The 16026-nt window shown below is 42.7% G+C and carries 14 protein-coding genes; 6 read left to right on the top strand and 8 right to left on the bottom strand.

Annotation, left to right across the window (positions count from 1 at the left end; all coding sequences use genetic code 11):
- The 8 genes from JWG45_RS02230 to JWG45_RS02195 all read right to left on the bottom strand — a co-directional run.
- Window positions 1-197: hypothetical protein (locus JWG45_RS02230; protein WP_205278160.1), on the bottom strand; the 197-nt coding region annotated here is incomplete at its 3' end.
- A gap of 459 nt (window positions 198-656) precedes the next feature.
- The gene (locus JWG45_RS02225; RefSeq protein ID WP_205278159.1) at window positions 657-1247 is read right to left on the bottom strand and encodes a 2-hydroxychromene-2-carboxylate isomerase; all 591 of its coding nucleotides are present in this window, start codon (window positions 1245-1247) and stop codon (window positions 657-659) included.
- Window positions 1248-1268: 21 nt separating this feature from the next.
- On the bottom strand, window positions 1269-2228 hold the full coding sequence (locus JWG45_RS02220; protein ID WP_205278158.1) for an alpha/beta hydrolase family esterase: 960 nt from the start codon (window positions 2226-2228) through the stop codon (window positions 1269-1271).
- Window positions 2225-2743, bottom strand: a complete 519-nt coding sequence (locus JWG45_RS02215) for a hypothetical protein (protein WP_205278157.1) — start codon at window positions 2741-2743, stop codon at window positions 2225-2227. Before JWG45_RS02215 ends, JWG45_RS02220 begins: the two co-directional genes overlap by 4 nt.
- A complete protein-coding gene (locus JWG45_RS02210; RefSeq protein WP_205278156.1) occupies window positions 2744-3247 on the bottom strand; it encodes a hypothetical protein in 504 nt (167 codons plus the stop codon).
- A 251-nt stretch (window positions 3248-3498) separates the two neighbouring features.
- The gene (locus JWG45_RS02205; RefSeq protein ID WP_205278155.1) at window positions 3499-5958 is read right to left on the bottom strand and encodes a hypothetical protein; all 2460 of its coding nucleotides are present in this window, start codon (window positions 5956-5958) and stop codon (window positions 3499-3501) included.
- Window positions 5951-7372, bottom strand: coding sequence for an MDR/zinc-dependent alcohol dehydrogenase-like family protein (locus tag JWG45_RS02200; protein WP_205278154.1), 1422 nt, complete (start codon window positions 7370-7372; stop codon window positions 5951-5953). Before JWG45_RS02200 ends, JWG45_RS02205 begins: the two co-directional genes overlap by 8 nt.
- Window positions 7373-7449: 77 nt before the next feature.
- Window positions 7450-8226, bottom strand: a complete 777-nt coding sequence (locus JWG45_RS02195; RefSeq protein WP_205278153.1) for a class II glutamine amidotransferase — start codon at window positions 8224-8226, stop codon at window positions 7450-7452.
- A gap of 125 nt (window positions 8227-8351) precedes the next feature.
- Between JWG45_RS02195 and JWG45_RS02190 the strand changes: the two genes are divergently transcribed.
- From JWG45_RS02190 to JWG45_RS02165, 6 genes are all read left to right on the top strand, one after another.
- Window positions 8352-9458, top strand: coding sequence for a glycosyltransferase (locus tag JWG45_RS02190; RefSeq protein WP_205278162.1), 1107 nt, complete (start codon window positions 8352-8354; stop codon window positions 9456-9458).
- The gene (polA, locus tag JWG45_RS02185) at window positions 9455-12208 is read left to right on the top strand and encodes a DNA polymerase I (RefSeq protein ID WP_205278152.1); all 2754 of its coding nucleotides are present in this window, start codon (window positions 9455-9457) and stop codon (window positions 12206-12208) included. Before JWG45_RS02190 ends, polA begins: the two co-directional genes overlap by 4 nt.
- 117 nt (window positions 12209-12325) lie before the next feature.
- Window positions 12326-13078: a DUF1554 domain-containing protein gene (locus JWG45_RS02180; protein WP_205278151.1), complete on the top strand. Its 753-nt coding sequence runs from the start codon at window positions 12326-12328 to the stop codon at window positions 13076-13078.
- 19 nt (window positions 13079-13097) lie between these two features.
- Window positions 13098-13409, top strand: coding sequence for a Bor/Iss family lipoprotein (locus JWG45_RS02175; RefSeq protein ID WP_205278150.1), 312 nt, complete (start codon window positions 13098-13100; stop codon window positions 13407-13409).
- 1 nt (window position 13410) lies between these two features.
- Window positions 13411-14313: an OmpA family protein gene (locus tag JWG45_RS02170; protein WP_205278149.1), complete on the top strand. Its 903-nt coding sequence runs from the start codon at window positions 13411-13413 to the stop codon at window positions 14311-14313.
- Window positions 14314-14663: 350 nt separating this feature from the next.
- The gene (locus tag JWG45_RS02165; protein WP_205278148.1) at window positions 14664-15380 is read left to right on the top strand and encodes a DUF1554 domain-containing protein; all 717 of its coding nucleotides are present in this window, start codon (window positions 14664-14666) and stop codon (window positions 15378-15380) included.
- The last annotated feature ends 646 nt before the right edge of the window (window positions 15381-16026 follow it).

Raw genomic sequence — 16026 nt, 5'->3', positions numbered from 1 at the left:
GAAAACGTCTTTAAAGATTTTAAAAAGTGGAAGTCCGGACCTAAAAAATCAACTTCGCCTTTTGCAAAAGAACGTTCCTCATTTTCGAGTGTAACGTCCTGATTTTTTACAAAAACAGACGATTTTGAATCGAAATAAAGCAAGGAACCAGAATCAGAAAACGAAGTGTTGTTTTGAAATTCAATTTCTTCCAACATTTCAAAATCCGCCTCAATTACGGAAGTCGCGTACAGGGGGTTGTACGACACTCCTGAAATCAGAGCGAAAAGAATTGGAAAAAAATAAAATTTCAAAAACATAAAAACGGATTTGATGAAAAACTTTCGAAAGTAATGTTCAAAAGAGAGTGATGCGTGTCAATAAAAAATATCACAATTTGGACTAAAAACCATAAGCTTTTAATTCTTCCGAGAGAGTTGTATGAGTGATTGGAACCTTTAAGGAATGACTAACGTACATTTAAGCCTATTCGTTTGGGGAGCCAAGCGATGGCCGTGAGTGTTTCTTGGAATGAAATAGGTTCATTCCTGAATGTATCATTTCACAGAAAGGAAATGGATTTGCGGAATTATAAATTCATTGTTCGAGCCGAAAAGGCGGAACAGGATATCCTCCCTTGTTTTTCCAGTTTTACCGCTGATCTAAAACGGCTTCCTCTATCTCCTCAATTCTTCCAGAGCGTCTTCGAGCCGATCGTCTCCCCAGAAGAGTTCGTCTTTCACGAGGAAACTGGGAGCCCCGAAGATTCCAAGTTCAACGGCTTTCTCCGTTTGTTTTCGGAGAAGAATTTTTACTTCTTCATCGGATATGTTTTTTAGAGCTCCATCCGGATCGGCGCCGACTTTTTTTAAAATCGGAATCAATACTTCAGGCCGAGAGATGTCTTGGTCTTTGGCAAAATTGGCTTGAAAGGTTTCTCGGATAAAAGAAGAGATCCAAGGTTGGTTTTCGTTTGCGATCGCGATTCTGGAAGCCAAGAGTCCGTTTCTCGGAAATACGCTCGGAATCAAAAAATCGATCCCGTATTTGCGTGTTCGTCTTTGCATATCCTTCCACATGTATTTTCCTTTTACGGGATAAACATTGAAGGGGGAATCGTTCCAACCATGTTCCTTAAAAATCGGTCCAAGCAAAAACGGTTTCCATAGGATTTCGATCTTAGAGTTTTGGATCAACTCTTCGATTCTCATAACCGACAGATAGGAATAGGTGCTTGCAAATTCAAAAAAGAATTCAATTTTTTGCATAGATTTGATTCCCTTCTTGATTCAGTTTCCGGTTTCGGATTTCAACTCGGTTTTAAAAAAGGACCAAATTTCTTCAGCGGGATCCAACTCGTAAGTCGGATTTCCCATTTTGATAAAGGGAACTCTTCGATTTACCCCCGGCCAGTTATGACCTCCATCCACGATCTTATAAAGTCGAACCGAAGTTTTTCCTTTGCATGGATTGTAAGAATAAATTTCTACGCTTGTTCCGTCTTCTTTCTCGTCTTTCTTTTTGATTTCGGGTTCTTTGAAACAGGAGTTCCACTGAAGCCATCGATCTACGGAATCTTCGACGCTCAAAATTTCCCCGCCGTCTCTCACATAACCGCCGTAATACGGAACAATTCCGTCTTTTGTTCCGTTGATAAATGCCACGGATACGTTTGCGGAGGGTTCAAAGTTTCTGAGAATAAATTCTGAAATCTGGGAAGATACGCTTACGCCGGCTCGGAATCGTTTCGTTTTTTCGATCAACATCCTTTGGGTCATAAAGCCGCCGTTGGAATGTCCAAAGATAAAAATCTTTTCCTTAGCGATCGGGTAAATTTCTGAAATATGGTCTATGAGTTTTTCTAAAAATCGAACGTCGTCGATTTTTTGTTTATCGGCCGGAGTCGCTCCTCTTCCATCGGCCCAACTTCTATCGATCCCGTCAGGATAGACTACGATGAAACCTTCGCGGTCGGAAACAAGATTGAGTTTGGAATCGTCCATGATGTTCTTGCCGCTCCCTAGTCTTCCGTGAAGTCCAAGAACTAAGGGAAGTTTATCGCCTGGGGAAAGTTTTTTCTCGGGTAAATGGATCCAATACGTTCTTTCGATTCCGTCTATGGTTAGTTTTTCCAGTTTAGAACCGTCTTCGGAAACAGGGCGCAAATTCCGTAAAAGCCGGCACTGGGTGGATGCCGAAATGAAGAAGAGCGATAATATTATAAATTTTAAATATTCTTTCGATTTCATTTTTGTTTTTCAAATTCCTCCAGAGAGTTGATCAGAGATTTTTCAAACGAAGAGGAGGGCCAATAAAAAGGGGAGAATGGAATCAAAATCCAGCCTCTCCATTGATCCAAAAGTAATTCGTGTAAGGATTCTTTCGGCGGTTTGCCGGATTCCGAAACTCGATAAATAAGAATATGTTCGCTTCGAATATGATAAGGGACGACGCCGAGGGTTAGAAAACTTGCAAGAAGGTTGAGAAAATGAAGTCCGCGGTGTTCGTATTCCGCTTCCTTTTCTTGAAGAATGATTTCCAAAAGGACTTCCGATTTTTCATTCTCCTGATAACCTTTTTCCGTAAGATTTTTTTTGATATGATTCATTTCCGCTGCGTAATAGGTAAATCCGGTAAATTCAATACGCAAAGGTTTCCCTTTCGGAATGGAAACGGAATCTCGGATAATTTCAGGAGGATTTACGATTCCAACGCAGGAAGAAAGAAGAACGAAGCCGAAGAATATGAGAATTTTCTGTTTCATTTAATAAACCGACCTCGAATCGAAGAGAAATTTTTTCGCATAACCGGCGTAGACGAACTCCATTTCGTTTCTATCGTCGAAAGGCGTCAGTAAAAGAGGGATCCAACCGATCGCCAAAACGTTTTCAACGGAATAAGAATATTCTGCGATCTTCTGATTTCGTTTCCATACTTTGAACAGAACGCGGTCCGAAGATTTTTGTAGGATCGGAAAAATCAGAAAGGTTCGATAAGCGGCGATCCGATTGAGAAGATAGAGGGAAAATTTTCCCGGTTCTTTTTCGAGCATCCAGGAAAGAGGTTGGGAATGTTCCCCAAAGAACAGAGAAAAGCGCGGAGCCTTTTCTAAAATAATTTGAATCTTGATTTCGGAATCCGTTTTTGTATGCACCGAAAGTTTTTTGAATCTTCCGGAAAGATGAAACGTCCTTAAAATCTCCGAAGCAAGTTTTTTACTGGATTCTTCTTTCCACCCGATCAATTCGTAAGTGACTTCCGTGTCCACATTGGTTTCCAATTTTGAAACAACGGGCGGATCGCCGATGAGAAAGGTGGAACAAGATTGAAAGAAAAGAAAACTTAAAGAAAGAAAACTTAAAGAAAGAATTAATTTTCTCAACATTGAGAATAAAGTGAAAGGCTTCCTTTTAAGATCAAGCCCTAATTCGTAAATCGCTTCGAAGGAAATATGCCGTTGATTCTATATCGAAGTTATAACTGAGATTTCTTTTGCGATTTCAGTATTTTATAAAATTCTCAGAGAGGATTTCCCCAAGAGTCGATTTGGTGGTCTACAGCATACAATCCTGGTTCTAATAGTTTCCCTTTTTTACTTTGATCCGCCATCCCTAACGTGGCGGACGCGAGTTGGCCGATGATCGCGTCCATTCCCTCGGTCGGAACTCCGTAGAAAAGAAAATTGATCGGACTCAAGTCGCTTAATAAAAAGAAAGTCTTTTCGATTTCTTGTCCGTTTTTGTTTACGCAGAAGGTTACCTTCCCGCCTTGATCGATTCCGGATTGAGGATCTAAAATCCGATCGAATTCTAACTTGGCGGGAAAACCTCCGATTTTCTTTTCATCGGAGAAGGAAAGGTCGTTGATCCACTGGATCAAGTCCGTGTATTCGGCGGTCTTTGTGGATCCGGAAGAAATGAGAACCTTCGATTTTGTTCCGTTGAGAATCAGATCTTCGAAATGTTCTTTTTTGAGAATGGAATTTCCGATCACTCCCAAGATCAGATCTCTGGAATACAATTCTTCCTTAGGAATTTCGTCTATCGTTCTGTAGTTTCGATTTCCGGGCTTTTCGACTTTGAGATCGACTTGAATCAATTCTTGGTTGGTTTCATGCATTCTGGATTCGAGATATTTGCACAAGAAAGTTCCGATGTTTCCTTTCGCGCCGAGAATCAATATTTTTCGGGAAGAAAGTATCATTCCTTGTCCGTTTAAGATCGTTTCGATCGCGTTTAGAATGGAATAGGCGACTTCTTTCGATTCTTCTTTTACCTTTTGATTGGAGACCGCGATGGAGAATGCCGGTAGAAAAAGTTTTTTATTTTTATCCTGAACGTTCTTGAGACGATCGTATCCGTTCCTTGTATGTTCCACGGTGCCGACTAACGTTTGAGTTAGGAGATCCGCGACTGAGATTTTAGGCGCTTCCGTGGGAACGGAATATTCTTTACAAAGAAACGAAACGTCTTTTCCGTTCAGCGCGAACTCGTTAAAAAACGGAGCGACGTAACCTCCGTCTTCCACCAGAATCACCTTTTCTTTTTTCTTATAAGAATCCAAAAGAAGACTGAGAAAGAGATGTCCCGAGAGCAGTTTCATCGCGTCAAAAAATCCGAGTTTTTCTTCTTCGAGACGATTGAAGAGAGGTTTGAGCTTGGAAGAATCGCTGTAGAGAGGTGAAATTGAGTAGTAGATCTTATTCTTTGCTCCAACTTTGAGTTGCAGGCCGGACATATAAAAATGATCGGTGGGAACGTCCAGTAAAACGTCCAGATACGCCGCAGGAACAACTCCGCCGTATTTTACAAAAGATACCGTCAGATTCTGCGCGCCGAGCCTTCGAAACGCTTCGATCAAGGCTACGATCTCGGAAGTGATATGATGAATTAGAAAAACATTAAATCCGTTTAAATCGAAGTTATGATTTTCGCCGTTGGCGATTCTTTCCAGAATAGGCATTCGTTTTAGATAGTGATTCAGATCTAAGGTGGTTCTTTTTGCGTTGAAGCTGAAGTTCAAGACCCGATCCAATCGGGAAAGATCGATATAAACGTTGGTTTCTTCGGAAAGTCGGACCTTTACGATATAACCTTCTTTGAGATGTTTTGTAATTTCATGATCTTCTAATATTAGAAAAATCTTTTTAAATAAGGGTAGAGTTTCGTTCGGATCCGTTTTTACGATCGATTCCGCGAAACCTTTGTCCCAAAAAAGGCTGATCTGATCCAATTTGCCGAGAGGGGTTTTTTCGATCTGCTCGAAGACTCGGGAGAAAGAACGATTTTCTTCCACATAGGACTTTTCCCCTCTTTGCGCTGCGGAGAGAATTCCGTTGTTGATCGCTTCCGCGATCTTTGTGCTTCCTGCGATAAAAATTCTCGAACCGATATCGTCCACGATCACGTGAGGGACCGCGGTTAAATCGATGTTGGCTCGATCGTAATTCTCCACCGTGAGTCGAAAGAAAAATTCTCCCGGTTCTTTTTGATTGGGAACTCTTTCGAGAATGAATTGATAGTCTATGTTTTCGTTCGGGCTTGCGTGGTGAAACGGAAATACGAGTGCAAAGATTCCGGAGTTTTTTGGATCTTCTCCGTAAAATTCGGGATGAATTTTTTTCGCCCAGACCTGTCTCTGAAACGTTCCAAAGACCGTTCTTAAGTGATCCTGAAATTCTTCTTTAAAAAGGAGAATGTCCTTTAATACTCCGGCTCGCGCGTAGATCTGAATGTAACCGATGTTCATCTTCAGGAGTTCGCTGTTGATGTTCGGATTGATTTTGTAAAAGATCGTTACGTCGCCGATTCCGTTTTGCACTTGTTCGAAAACTTCTTCTCCGAGAGTTCGGGAAAGAATGGAAAGGCCCGTAAAAATTCTAAGATTGCGAAGATCCAAATCCCAGATCCCGTCCTTTCCTTCTTTGAGGACGGCGCCGAGAGACGTTTCCGATTCTCTGAGTTTGGGAGAATTAGGCATGTGCAATGACTACTTTGATCGCTTCGGGAGTATGTGCGGTCGTAAAGGCTTCGGAAAGTTTTTCCGGTGAAAAGGAATGTGTGATCATATTCCTTTCGAGCGCTTCGGTTACTTTTTTATCTTCTTGAAGAAGTTTGATCGCGAGGTGAAAATCGCCACAACGGGAAGTGTGAATCGATTTTCCTAAATTCAAAAATTCTAATAGAGAATTTCCTTTGGATTCTCCTTTGAAAAGGATCGCGCTTCGAGGACGAATCAAAGAATTTTCGTGTTTGGAATTGGGTCGGATCAAAAGATCGATTTCTTCCGCAGTTCCCGCGATTCCAAGATCGAATCGAGGGACGTGTCCTTGGAAATCTTTCGAAAGAAGAATGGTTTCGGCTTCTTCAATGCTTCCGTAATATACTTTGAAATGAGAAGGAAGAGAAATTTTTCCCACGCTCGGAGCGACGTAGACGGTTTGATTGGAACGATTTTCCTTTTCCCAGTGAAAGTTTAGATTCTCATCGCTGAATTTCAAAAGGGAGAGTTCGTCTACCACGAGTTCGGTGAGTTTTTTGACTCCGAAAACTTCCTGTCCGTTCGTGGTTTTCAGATGCAATTCTCGTTTGGAAAGTCGGATCGCGCTTTCAAATCCGGAAGTCGTGCTCGTCGTGTCGTAGACGATCGCAAAACGTTCTTTCAGAGATTCTAAACTTTCCTTTCTGAGATCGATCGCTTCGTCCGCTCCAAGATTGAGGGAAAGTTTTAAGAGATGATCGTGTCTTGCGAGCGCTGAAATTTTAAAATCGATTTTGGAAGAAGTGCGATAAGCGGCTAACGCGGCGATGACGAGACTTCCCAATCTTCTCGGACCGAGGACCGCTACGTTATCTCCTTTCTTGGGTGGAGAAGCGATGACCGCTTGCAGAGAAGCGGCAAAGGGTTCGATGAGAACCGCGGTCTTATCGGGAATATTTGTGAACGGTATCGCCGCATTCTGCGGAGCTAAGATATAAGGACCGAATCCACCGGGGAGTCTGTCGATTCCAAGAACCTTTCTTTCCGGGCTGTGTGTAGGAATTCCTTCTTCGCAGAATTCATCGACTGGATCGTCGCCTCTTGCTTCAAAAGTGTCGTTGATCTCGACAACGTATTTTTGTTTGATTCCGTTCTGTTGTTCTATGTCTTCTGCGATGACCTCATGTCCGATCACTTGAGGCAAGGGAAAAGGAAGAAAACGTCTGGAGAGATCGGTGGAACAAACTCCGCAGAGTTTGGATTTCAGAAGTTTGTATCCCGGTCCAAGATGAAGGTATTCCTTTCCGTTTCTGGAAATGTCCCAGCCCGTTTCGAGGCTTCCTTCGAACTGATACTTTGCGGTTTCGAAAGAATCGTCCGAACGATAGTCCATAGCTTCAAATTGGATTTTCATACATCACCCTTGTTTAGACAAAGAATCTAAGAATTACGGTCAGTGTAGAATGGCGCGGGATTCCGACAAATCCATTCTCAAGCGTTGGAGAATACAATCCTTCCCTTTCTCCAAACTTGAAATTCTCCAGGAGAGAAAGGATTCCATTCTTCGTTGGAAGTGAGTGGTTGCGTCGCGATGACCGTGACTATGTCGCCCGGTCGGGTCACTTTTCGAAAGTCCACGCTGAGATCCGCATCTAGAAGTCGGGCCTTTCCAAAAGGAGATTTTCTCGTGATCCAAGAAAGTTTTGTGGAACAGAAAGCGTAGAGGTGTTTGGAATCGCTGAAGAGAAGGTTGGAGACTCCTTTTGACCGGAGTTCCGTCACAAGTTTTAAGATGGCACGGAAAAGTTCGGCTTCGTTTCGGGGGCGTTCCTGGAACTTCTTCTTGAGTTGTCCCAGGAGCCAGCAAAACGCGTATTCGGAGTCCGTAGTTCCGACCGGCTTAAAATCACCGAGGGATTCTTCTTTGATCTTCTTAAATTGTCCATTGTGGGCAAAGGTCCAGTAGGAACCCCAAAATTCCCGGACAAAGGGGTGGGTATTTTTCAGTTCCACTTTTCCCCTGTTTGCCTTTCGGATATGACTGATGACGGTTTCGCTCTTGATCGGGAGTTTTCGGACGAACTCGGCAATTTTGGATTCTACCCCGGGCGCGGGGTCGTGGAAGACACGAAGTCCGCTCCCTTCGTAGAAGGCGATTCCCCAGCCGTCTTTGTGCGGGCCAGTCTTCCCGCCCCTCTGGACAAGGCCCGTGAGACTGAAGCTGATGTCCGTTGGGACATTCGCGCTCATACCGAGGAGTTCACACATTCTTCTTCCTTTTTCTAAAATCGTTTAATATATTAGAATAATTTTCGTAAAAACAGATTTACTCTGTCCAGCGATTTTTTCAAGGATTCCTTGCAGAAATGAGCACGCAACTGGAAACTGAGCGGGTGATTTTGCATATAGATACAGAAACCGGCTGGAGAGGAGGGGAAAGGCAACTTCTCCTTTTGGCGGAAGGCCTCAAGAAAAGAAAGATCCCTCAACTCATCCTGGGTAAACCGGGATCCGCCCTGGAAAGCCGTTGTTCCGACCATGGACTTCCTTTTGAAGCGCTGGCGATGAAAGGAGAATGGGATCTCGCCTCCGTGAAGGCGATTCGAGCGATCGTCGAAGAAAGAAAAATTCGACTCATCCACACTCACACAGCAAAGGCACACACGCTCGCCCTCTTTGCAAAATCAAAACTTCCGACAACAAAGCTCGTCGTTTCCAGGCGCGTTGATTTTAGCATTCGGAAGAATCTATTCTCCATCTGGAAATATAAATCCAAACGCAACGATCTCTTTCTCACGGTTTCCAATAAGATTCGGGAAATTCTTCTGAGAGACGGAGTCGATCCTGCAAAGACGGTTACCGTTCACAGCGGAATCGATTTCTCTTTTACAAAAAAATTACCGGACCCGGCGCGTTATAAAAAAGAATTCTCTATTAAAAAAGATACAATCGTGATCGGAAACGTGGCCGCGCTCGTAGATCACAAAGATCAAAAAACTCTTCTTCATGCGATGGCAAAGATCGATCCTTCTAAAAATTTCAAACTTCTCATTCTTGGAGAAGGAGAACTCAGGAAAGAATTGGAAGACCTAACTACTTCATTAGGAATTTCTGATAGAGTGATTTTTACCGGATATAGACAGGACGTTCCGGACATTCTTTCTCTTTTTGATATTTTTACTCTGACATCCAAAGAAGAAGGACTCGGAACTTCGATTCTCGACGCGATGGCGGTCGGTCTTCCGGTTGTCGCGACCAAGGGTGGAGGAATCGGAGAAATGCTTACTCACGAAAAAGGCGCTTTTCTCGCCGAAGTCGGAGATTCCGATGCTCTTGCAAAATATTATGAAATCCTTATAAATGATTTGAAACTCAGAAAAACTTTCGGAACCTTCAACAAAGAATCCGTAAAAAGATTCTCCATCAAAAACACGATCCGAAAAACGGAACTCGCATATTATTCCTTTTTAGGGGAAGAACTTTTCGGAGCAACAGAATGAAACGTCTTCTCATCATCGACGGACACGCCTTCGTATTTCGCGCCTATTACGCGTTTGGCGCCTCTAACCTTACCAATTCCAAAACCGGAAAACCCAGCGGGGCTACATTCGGTTTTTTTAAAATGCTTTTTAAACTTCTTCAGGATTACGCGCCGACTCACGTAGCGATGACCTTTGATCCGGGCGGACCTCTCGAAAGAGGAAAAACCTTCGAAGAATACAAAGCAAATCGAAAGCCAATGCCGGAAGATCTCCGTCCTCAAATCAAAGAAGTGATGGAAACCCTTTCCAATATCGGATTTAGAGTCCTCAAAATGGACGGACACGAAGCCGACGATATCATCGGAACTCTTTGTGAAAACTACAAGGCAACTGCAAAAGAGATTCTGATTTTCTCGGGCGACAAGGATCTTTATCAACTATTAGAAAAGAAGAATATAAAGATGCTCCGAGGCAAAAAGGGCGTCACCGAATTCGTAGAAATCGACGCGGCTTGGGTCAAGGAAGAATTGGGAATCGACGTAAAACAAATTCCGGATTATATGGGAATCGTCGGAGATACTTCGGATAACATTCCCGGAGTAAAAGGAATCGGAGACAAAGGCGCTTCCAAGCTCCTTCAGGATTACAAAACCCTCGACGGTATTTATAAGAATATCGACAAGATTAAAAATCCTTCGATGAAGACCAAACTCTCGGAACAAAAGGAAAACGCATATCTTTCCAAGGCGCTCGCGACGATCAAACGAGATCTTGATTTAGAAATCACCGAAAAAGATATCGAAACTCCGGATTACAAATCGGACCAGGCGATTCTTTATTTTAAATCGCAGGGATACAACGCGCTTTCCAAGGACCTCGCGAAGTCCGCGGGAAAAGAAGTTCCTAAGGACGTAGAAGTTTCCGAAACAAAAGACGAAACTTCCGTTGTTCCTGCGGGAGAAAAAGGAAATTATAAGTTCATCACAAGCGTGGAGGAACTTTCGAAAGTTTGCAGAGGACTTTTGAAATCCAGAATTCTCGCGGTTGATACGGAGACAACTTCTCCCAATCCGGCGATGGCGGATCTTTTGGGAATTTCTTTTTCCAACCAGGAAAAGACCGGATTCTACATCTCCGTAAAAAACTCAGCGTCTTTGTTTCAGGAAAAATCTTTGACTTTGGAAGAAGTCAAGGAACACCTCGGACCGGTTCTTGCGAGCGAGGTCCCGAAGGTAGGACAGAATATAAAGTATGATTTGATCGTATTAGAAAATCATGGTTTTGTGTTAAACAACATTCAGTTTGATACGATGTTGGCGTCTTACGTTCTTCAGCCGGAAGGAAGACGTCACAACATGGACGCTCTCGCAAAGGATCTTCTGAACTACGATACGATTACATACGACGATCTCGTCGGGACCGGCAAAAAAAAGAAAGAACTGACCGATATCGATCCGGAACAAGTCGCGGAATACGCAGCCGAAGACGCAGACATTACATTTCGACTTTATCAGGTGCTCAGAAAATCGATCAAAGATTCCGGCGTGGAGCCGATTCTTCGGGACATTGAACTTCCTCTGGTTCCGGTTTTGGCAGAGATGGAAAAGCACGGGATCGCGTTGGACGTTCCTTACTTTGAAGAACTTGCAAGGGATTTTGATCGCGAGATTCGTCACTTGGAAAGTGAAATTCACAAACAAGCGGGCGCTCCGTTTAACATCGCTTCTACGAAGGAACTTCAAAAAATTCTTTTCGATCAACTCAAACTTCGAACCGTAAAAAAAACTCAGACCGGTTATTCCACCGATCACGAGGTTTTGGAAGAATTGGTCGGGGAACATCCGATCATAGAAAAACTTTTGGAATACAGAAAATATACGAAACTCAAGTCCACTTACGTAGACGCGCTTCCTAAAATGGTCAATCCCAAGACGGGAAGAATTCATACGAGCTACAATCAGACGATCGCTGCGACTGGAAGATTGTCTTCCACGGATCCGAATTTACAGAACATTCCGATTCGAGATCGAGAAGGACGTTTGCTTCGTAAGGGATTTGTTCCCGGTTCGAGCGATTATGAAATTCTCAGCTTGGATTATTCTCAGATCGAACTTCGAATCATGGCCCACGTTTCCAAAGATCCGGCGATGCTCGACGCTTACAATCACGGCCTTGACATTCACAGAAGAACCGCGTCGGCGCTTTACGGAGTTCCGGAAAAAGAAGTCAGCCCAGAAATGAGGGACAAGGCGAAGGTCGTCAACTTCTCCGTAATCTACGGAGTCACTCCTTACGGCCTGAGCCGCAATCTTAGAATTTCCCGAGACGAAGCGAAGTCCTTTATTGAACGTTATATGACACAGTATCCGGGCGTAAAAAGTTATATGGATGAAATGGTAGCTTTCGCTGAAGCGAACGGCTACGTCCAAACCTTGACCGGAAGACGTCGTCCTGTGACCGATATTCACAGCACTCACAAATCCGCAAAGGAAGCCGCCAAAAGAATTGCGATCAACAGTCCGATTCAAGGAACGAGCGCCGATATGATCAAGATCGCAATGATCTCGATTCATAAAGAGATACAAAGCCGTAAATTAAAATCAAAACTTCTCTTACAGGTCCACGACGAATTGGTTTTCGAGGTTTACAAAAAGGAAAAGGATGAATTTAAGGCCTCCATGAAAAAACACATGGAAACCGCGATGCCGCTTGACGTTCCAATCCTTGTAGAGGGAAAATTCGGGGTCAACTGGGACGAAGCTCATTGAAATAACCGTAGATTTATAAAGAGTTCTATCCATTTACAAATGCCTATTTGTTAGTCGTTCATTCCCTTTCTTCGAATCGACCTTGATACGGGAATGAGCAGCTAACAATAGAGTATTATGAATTGGACCCGCAATTTCTTTCGTGATGGGAACGTAGGAATTCTATATCGATTCGTCTTTTTGACGTTAGTTGGCCCGATTCAATTGTTCTCTTGTACAGTGTGGCCGATTCTTACTGCTGGGGGCATATCAAAGTCTGAGAATTCAGATTCTTTATCTTCTGCTTCTGCCGCCTTACTCATGTTGATTCAAGGCGAAAATACTTCTTCTATTGGGACTTCGTCGAGTTCGGGCTCTCCGACATCCACTTGCGGTTCGACGGGTTGTACACTTTTTTTATCTTCACCAACGAACGGAAATATCGGTGGAATTGCGGGTGCAGATTCGAAGTGCGTGAACGATGCCGTCACCCAGAGTGCACCCGGAAATTCTTCCAGTTACAAGGCGCTCATCATGACCGATGACGGTACCAGAAACTTGACAAACTCTTGGGTTCTATTTCCGAACACAGTCTATCGAAGTATGAATAACGGTAACTTAATTATAGCGACAACGAATGCAAACGCACAATTTCCGTTTCCGCTCTCTGTAGAAATTACCGACCCGGGAGGATCCGCCGTCTTTACCGGAATTGATACGACGGGAGCAGGTTGGGCTCCGAAAACCGGAATCAATTGTTCCAATTGGACAAACAATACCAATGCCGTATCGGGATGGGCCGGTATCAGCAATGCCGCGAATCAGGAAATCGACGCGGGGGCTTCCTATACATGCGACAATTCACTTGTTTTATATTGTGTGCAAAAATAAAGAAAAGGAGAGGAATTACTTGAAATTACATTATATAATTATGATATTATTTACCTTCTTCTTTTATTTTTGCCAACACGCAAGAGTTGAACTTTCTCCGATCGTAAATCAGAAAAAGGCAGCGGAATCGAAAAAGGAACGGATTCTGCTGAAACAAAACTATTATTTGATGGGTTTGCTTCCTCGTAAGATTGAATACGAGGAAGCAAACATCTGTCCGGAAAGGGGAATCAAAGAAATTCATCAATACTCTTCTTTTATGAACATAGTATTCGAACAAATGACGTTAGGAATCTATTCCCCTCGTTCATTAGAAATTTTTTGTTATTGAGATGATGATAAGAATAAACCAAAAAAACGGAAACTACTTTCTCTTATGGGGAGTCTACGTCGGATTCTTTTCCTTGATTTTGAATTGTCACCAGACCGTCGTAATTCCTTCCAAATCCCCGCGTTTGGGAGAATCGATCAAGGGTGTCAAGTCCACCTCAAGAAGTTACATTCTCGGATATTTCGAAGGAAGTCATTCGAAAGCAGAATGTTCGGAGGGAATCGAGAATTTTAGAATTTTCAGAAGTATTTCCGACTTTGTGATCCATATATTTCTAGGCGGAATCTATGACACCAGAAGTGTGGAGGTGGAATGTTTTCGTCCGAAGCTGGATTTTACGTCGATTCAAAAATCGGGTTCAATGATTTTAAAAGGAGTCCATTTTAATTCGAACTCGGATCAGATTCTAAACGAGTCGCATATCATTCTGGATGAATTTTCCAAATATTTAAAAGAAAATTCAAATCTAAGAATATTAATTTTAGGTCATACGGATCTCAACGGAAATCAAAAAAGAAACGACGCCCTTTCCCTGGAAAGAGCATCCGCAACGAAAATGTTTTTGATCTCGAAAGGGATCGATTCTCCCAGAATGGAAATCAAAGGTCTTGGATCCAAAAAGCCGATGATCCGAAGTTTGGATGAAAGGGCTTCTTCGCTCAATCGAAGAATTGAAATTCAAGTTTTAAAAGGAAAGGACGACGACCTTTCCAAAAAGAGAATCGAAGCGGAGGATGATTCGACGGAGAATTATACAACGAGAATTATTTTTAGAAACGGAAGTATTCTCAACGGAAACATAGTGAATCAAACCGCGAATACGATTCGGATGGAGAGAAAAGGGGAGGTTCAGGACATTCCAAAGGATAAAATTAGAAAAATAGAATATATTCGCAAAAAATAGAACAATCCAGGTTTTACCAAAATCGAAATCCATTCGGAGGATAACGGCGCTAAAATACGGATAGATTCCTCAAGGGATCAAAAAGAATCCGACTTTCGAATTCTATAAAGGGTCATTTTAGCTAGTGCGGGGAGTGAGGAGCTTTCACCGAGTGATTCCGATTCGTTTGATGTTTTATTTCATAAATGCGAATTCGAAACAATAAATAATTTCCTTAGTTTTTGCAGAAACGGGCGGTCTGAACTGTAAATAAGGATAACGGTCTAACTTAAATGGTTTGGTAATTTTCAATGATTCAAAAGAGTAAATTTACAATTTGGAAATTCAATTTCCGTGAAAAGAGAATCGGAATGCGAAAATTCTATTTCGTATTCTTATTACTTCCTTTCTTTGTATTCTCCTGCACGGTATGGCCTGTTATGACGACCGTTGCTAAATCGGAATCAAAAGATTCCGATCAGAGTAGTTCTTTTTTATTACTCCTTTCAGGGGGCAGTGTAATTGCGAACGAGGGTGTCATTTCGAACGCAACCAATCCAGGTGTTGCGCCCTGCTCGACTACCGGCTCCGGTTGTGCTTTGTTTTTATCCACCGCTAGCCCGAGCGGCGGAAATTTTGGCGGAGTTGCAGGAGCGGATGCTCGATGCGCTTCCGATGCGGCCACAAGAAACGCTCCCGGCGTCTCGTCCGGATCCACGTATAAGGCATTGATAATGGTCGAAAACGGAACTAGAAATTTGACTACGAACTGGATACTTTATCCGAACACATCCTATTATTCCATCGAAAATTCCAATTTGAGAATCGGCGTCACCAATGGAAACGCTGAGTTGCCGGCGACATTCGAGAATAGCGTAAGCGGAGGCTCGATCGTAGTTTATACCGGAATTTCCAAGGGTCCTCCCTGGACGCCTTATACGAATAACACTTGTTCCTCTTGGACTGTGGGAACCGGGGCGCCTAATTACGGTTTGGTGGCAGATACTACCATTGCGGCGGGTTATATCGATAACGGCGGATCTTACGCCTGCGATTACTCTTTGAGCTTTTACTGCGTGCAGAGATGAGCACTTCATCGATTTCTTTTTAAAAAAAATGATTCGATAGAATCGAGATTGTTGATTCTATCTTTGTTTGTATTCTCAACCTGCTATCTCTTATCGGATTCGGATAAAAAAATACGAAGTGAATCGACGATTTCAATTGTATTTTGGAAAAATCATTTTTCCCGGGTTCGTTTCAAAGAAGAATGGAATAGAATGAATGGATTTTGTTTCCGGGAATGGAACTCGAGAATTCGTCCGTATTCTTCAAGAAACGAATTCAAAGAAGGAGTTTCCTTTTTTTTTCAATACGAACGATCGTTTTGAATCTCGCAAATTGATTGTCGTTCTCTGAAGGAAGGACTACGCAATTCAATCGAAGAAAAGAATAAAAGGTGGCTCCAAGTCGAAATCCGGTTCCAATGCGATGGGTTAAAGGTTTTTTTTGAAGATTCCGATTCGAATCGTTTGAAAACGGTCCTAAGAAACGTAGAATTTGGAAGTATGGTAAAACAACAGGAAATCTAAATCCTTCTAACAAAAGGAAAGGAAATATCTTCCTAAATAAGAATATCATGAAAGTTGAATTTAACCGCCGAAAGCCTGGATCGATCAATCCTAAAAGTCCGGCTAAAATTTTCACTCGACGGTTCCTTTTCTTTCTTTTAAT

It is taken from the genome of Leptospira ainlahdjerensis (assembly GCF_016919175.1).
GTDB classification, from domain to species: domain Bacteria; phylum Spirochaetota; class Leptospiria; order Leptospirales; family Leptospiraceae; genus Leptospira; species Leptospira ainlahdjerensis.
This window is presented reverse-complemented; position numbering and strand designations above follow the sequence as displayed.

Bases quoted from the DNA above. Each gene is read 5' to 3' on its own strand.
- JWG45_RS02170 (WP_205278149.1), top strand. From the start codon at position 13,411: ATGATGATAAGAATAAACCAAAAAAACGGAAACTACTTTCTCTTATGG.
- JWG45_RS02180 (WP_205278151.1), top strand. From the start codon at position 12,326: ATGAATTGGACCCGCAATTTCTTTCGTGATGGGAACGTAGGAATTCTA.
- JWG45_RS02165 (WP_205278148.1), top strand. From the start codon at position 14,664: ATGCGAAAATTCTATTTCGTATTCTTATTACTTCCTTTCTTTGTATTC.
- JWG45_RS02225 (WP_205278159.1), bottom strand. From the start codon at position 1,247: ATGCAAAAAATTGAATTCTTTTTTGAATTTGCAAGCACCTATTCCTAT.
- JWG45_RS02200 (WP_205278154.1), bottom strand. From the start codon at position 7,372: ATGAAAATCCAATTTGAAGCTATGGACTATCGTTCGGACGATTCTTTC.
- JWG45_RS02220 (WP_205278158.1), bottom strand. From the start codon at position 2,228: ATGAAATCGAAAGAATATTTAAAATTTATAATATTATCGCTCTTCTTC.
- JWG45_RS02215 (WP_205278157.1), bottom strand. From the start codon at position 2,743: ATGAAACAGAAAATTCTCATATTCTTCGGCTTCGTTCTTCTTTCTTCC.
- JWG45_RS02195 (WP_205278153.1), bottom strand. From the start codon at position 8,226: ATGTGTGAACTCCTCGGTATGAGCGCGAATGTCCCAACGGACATCAGC.
- JWG45_RS02205 (WP_205278155.1), bottom strand. From the start codon at position 5,958: ATGCCTAATTCTCCCAAACTCAGAGAATCGGAAACGTCTCTCGGCGCC.
- polA (WP_205278152.1), top strand. From the start codon at position 9,455: ATGAAACGTCTTCTCATCATCGACGGACACGCCTTCGTATTTCGCGCC.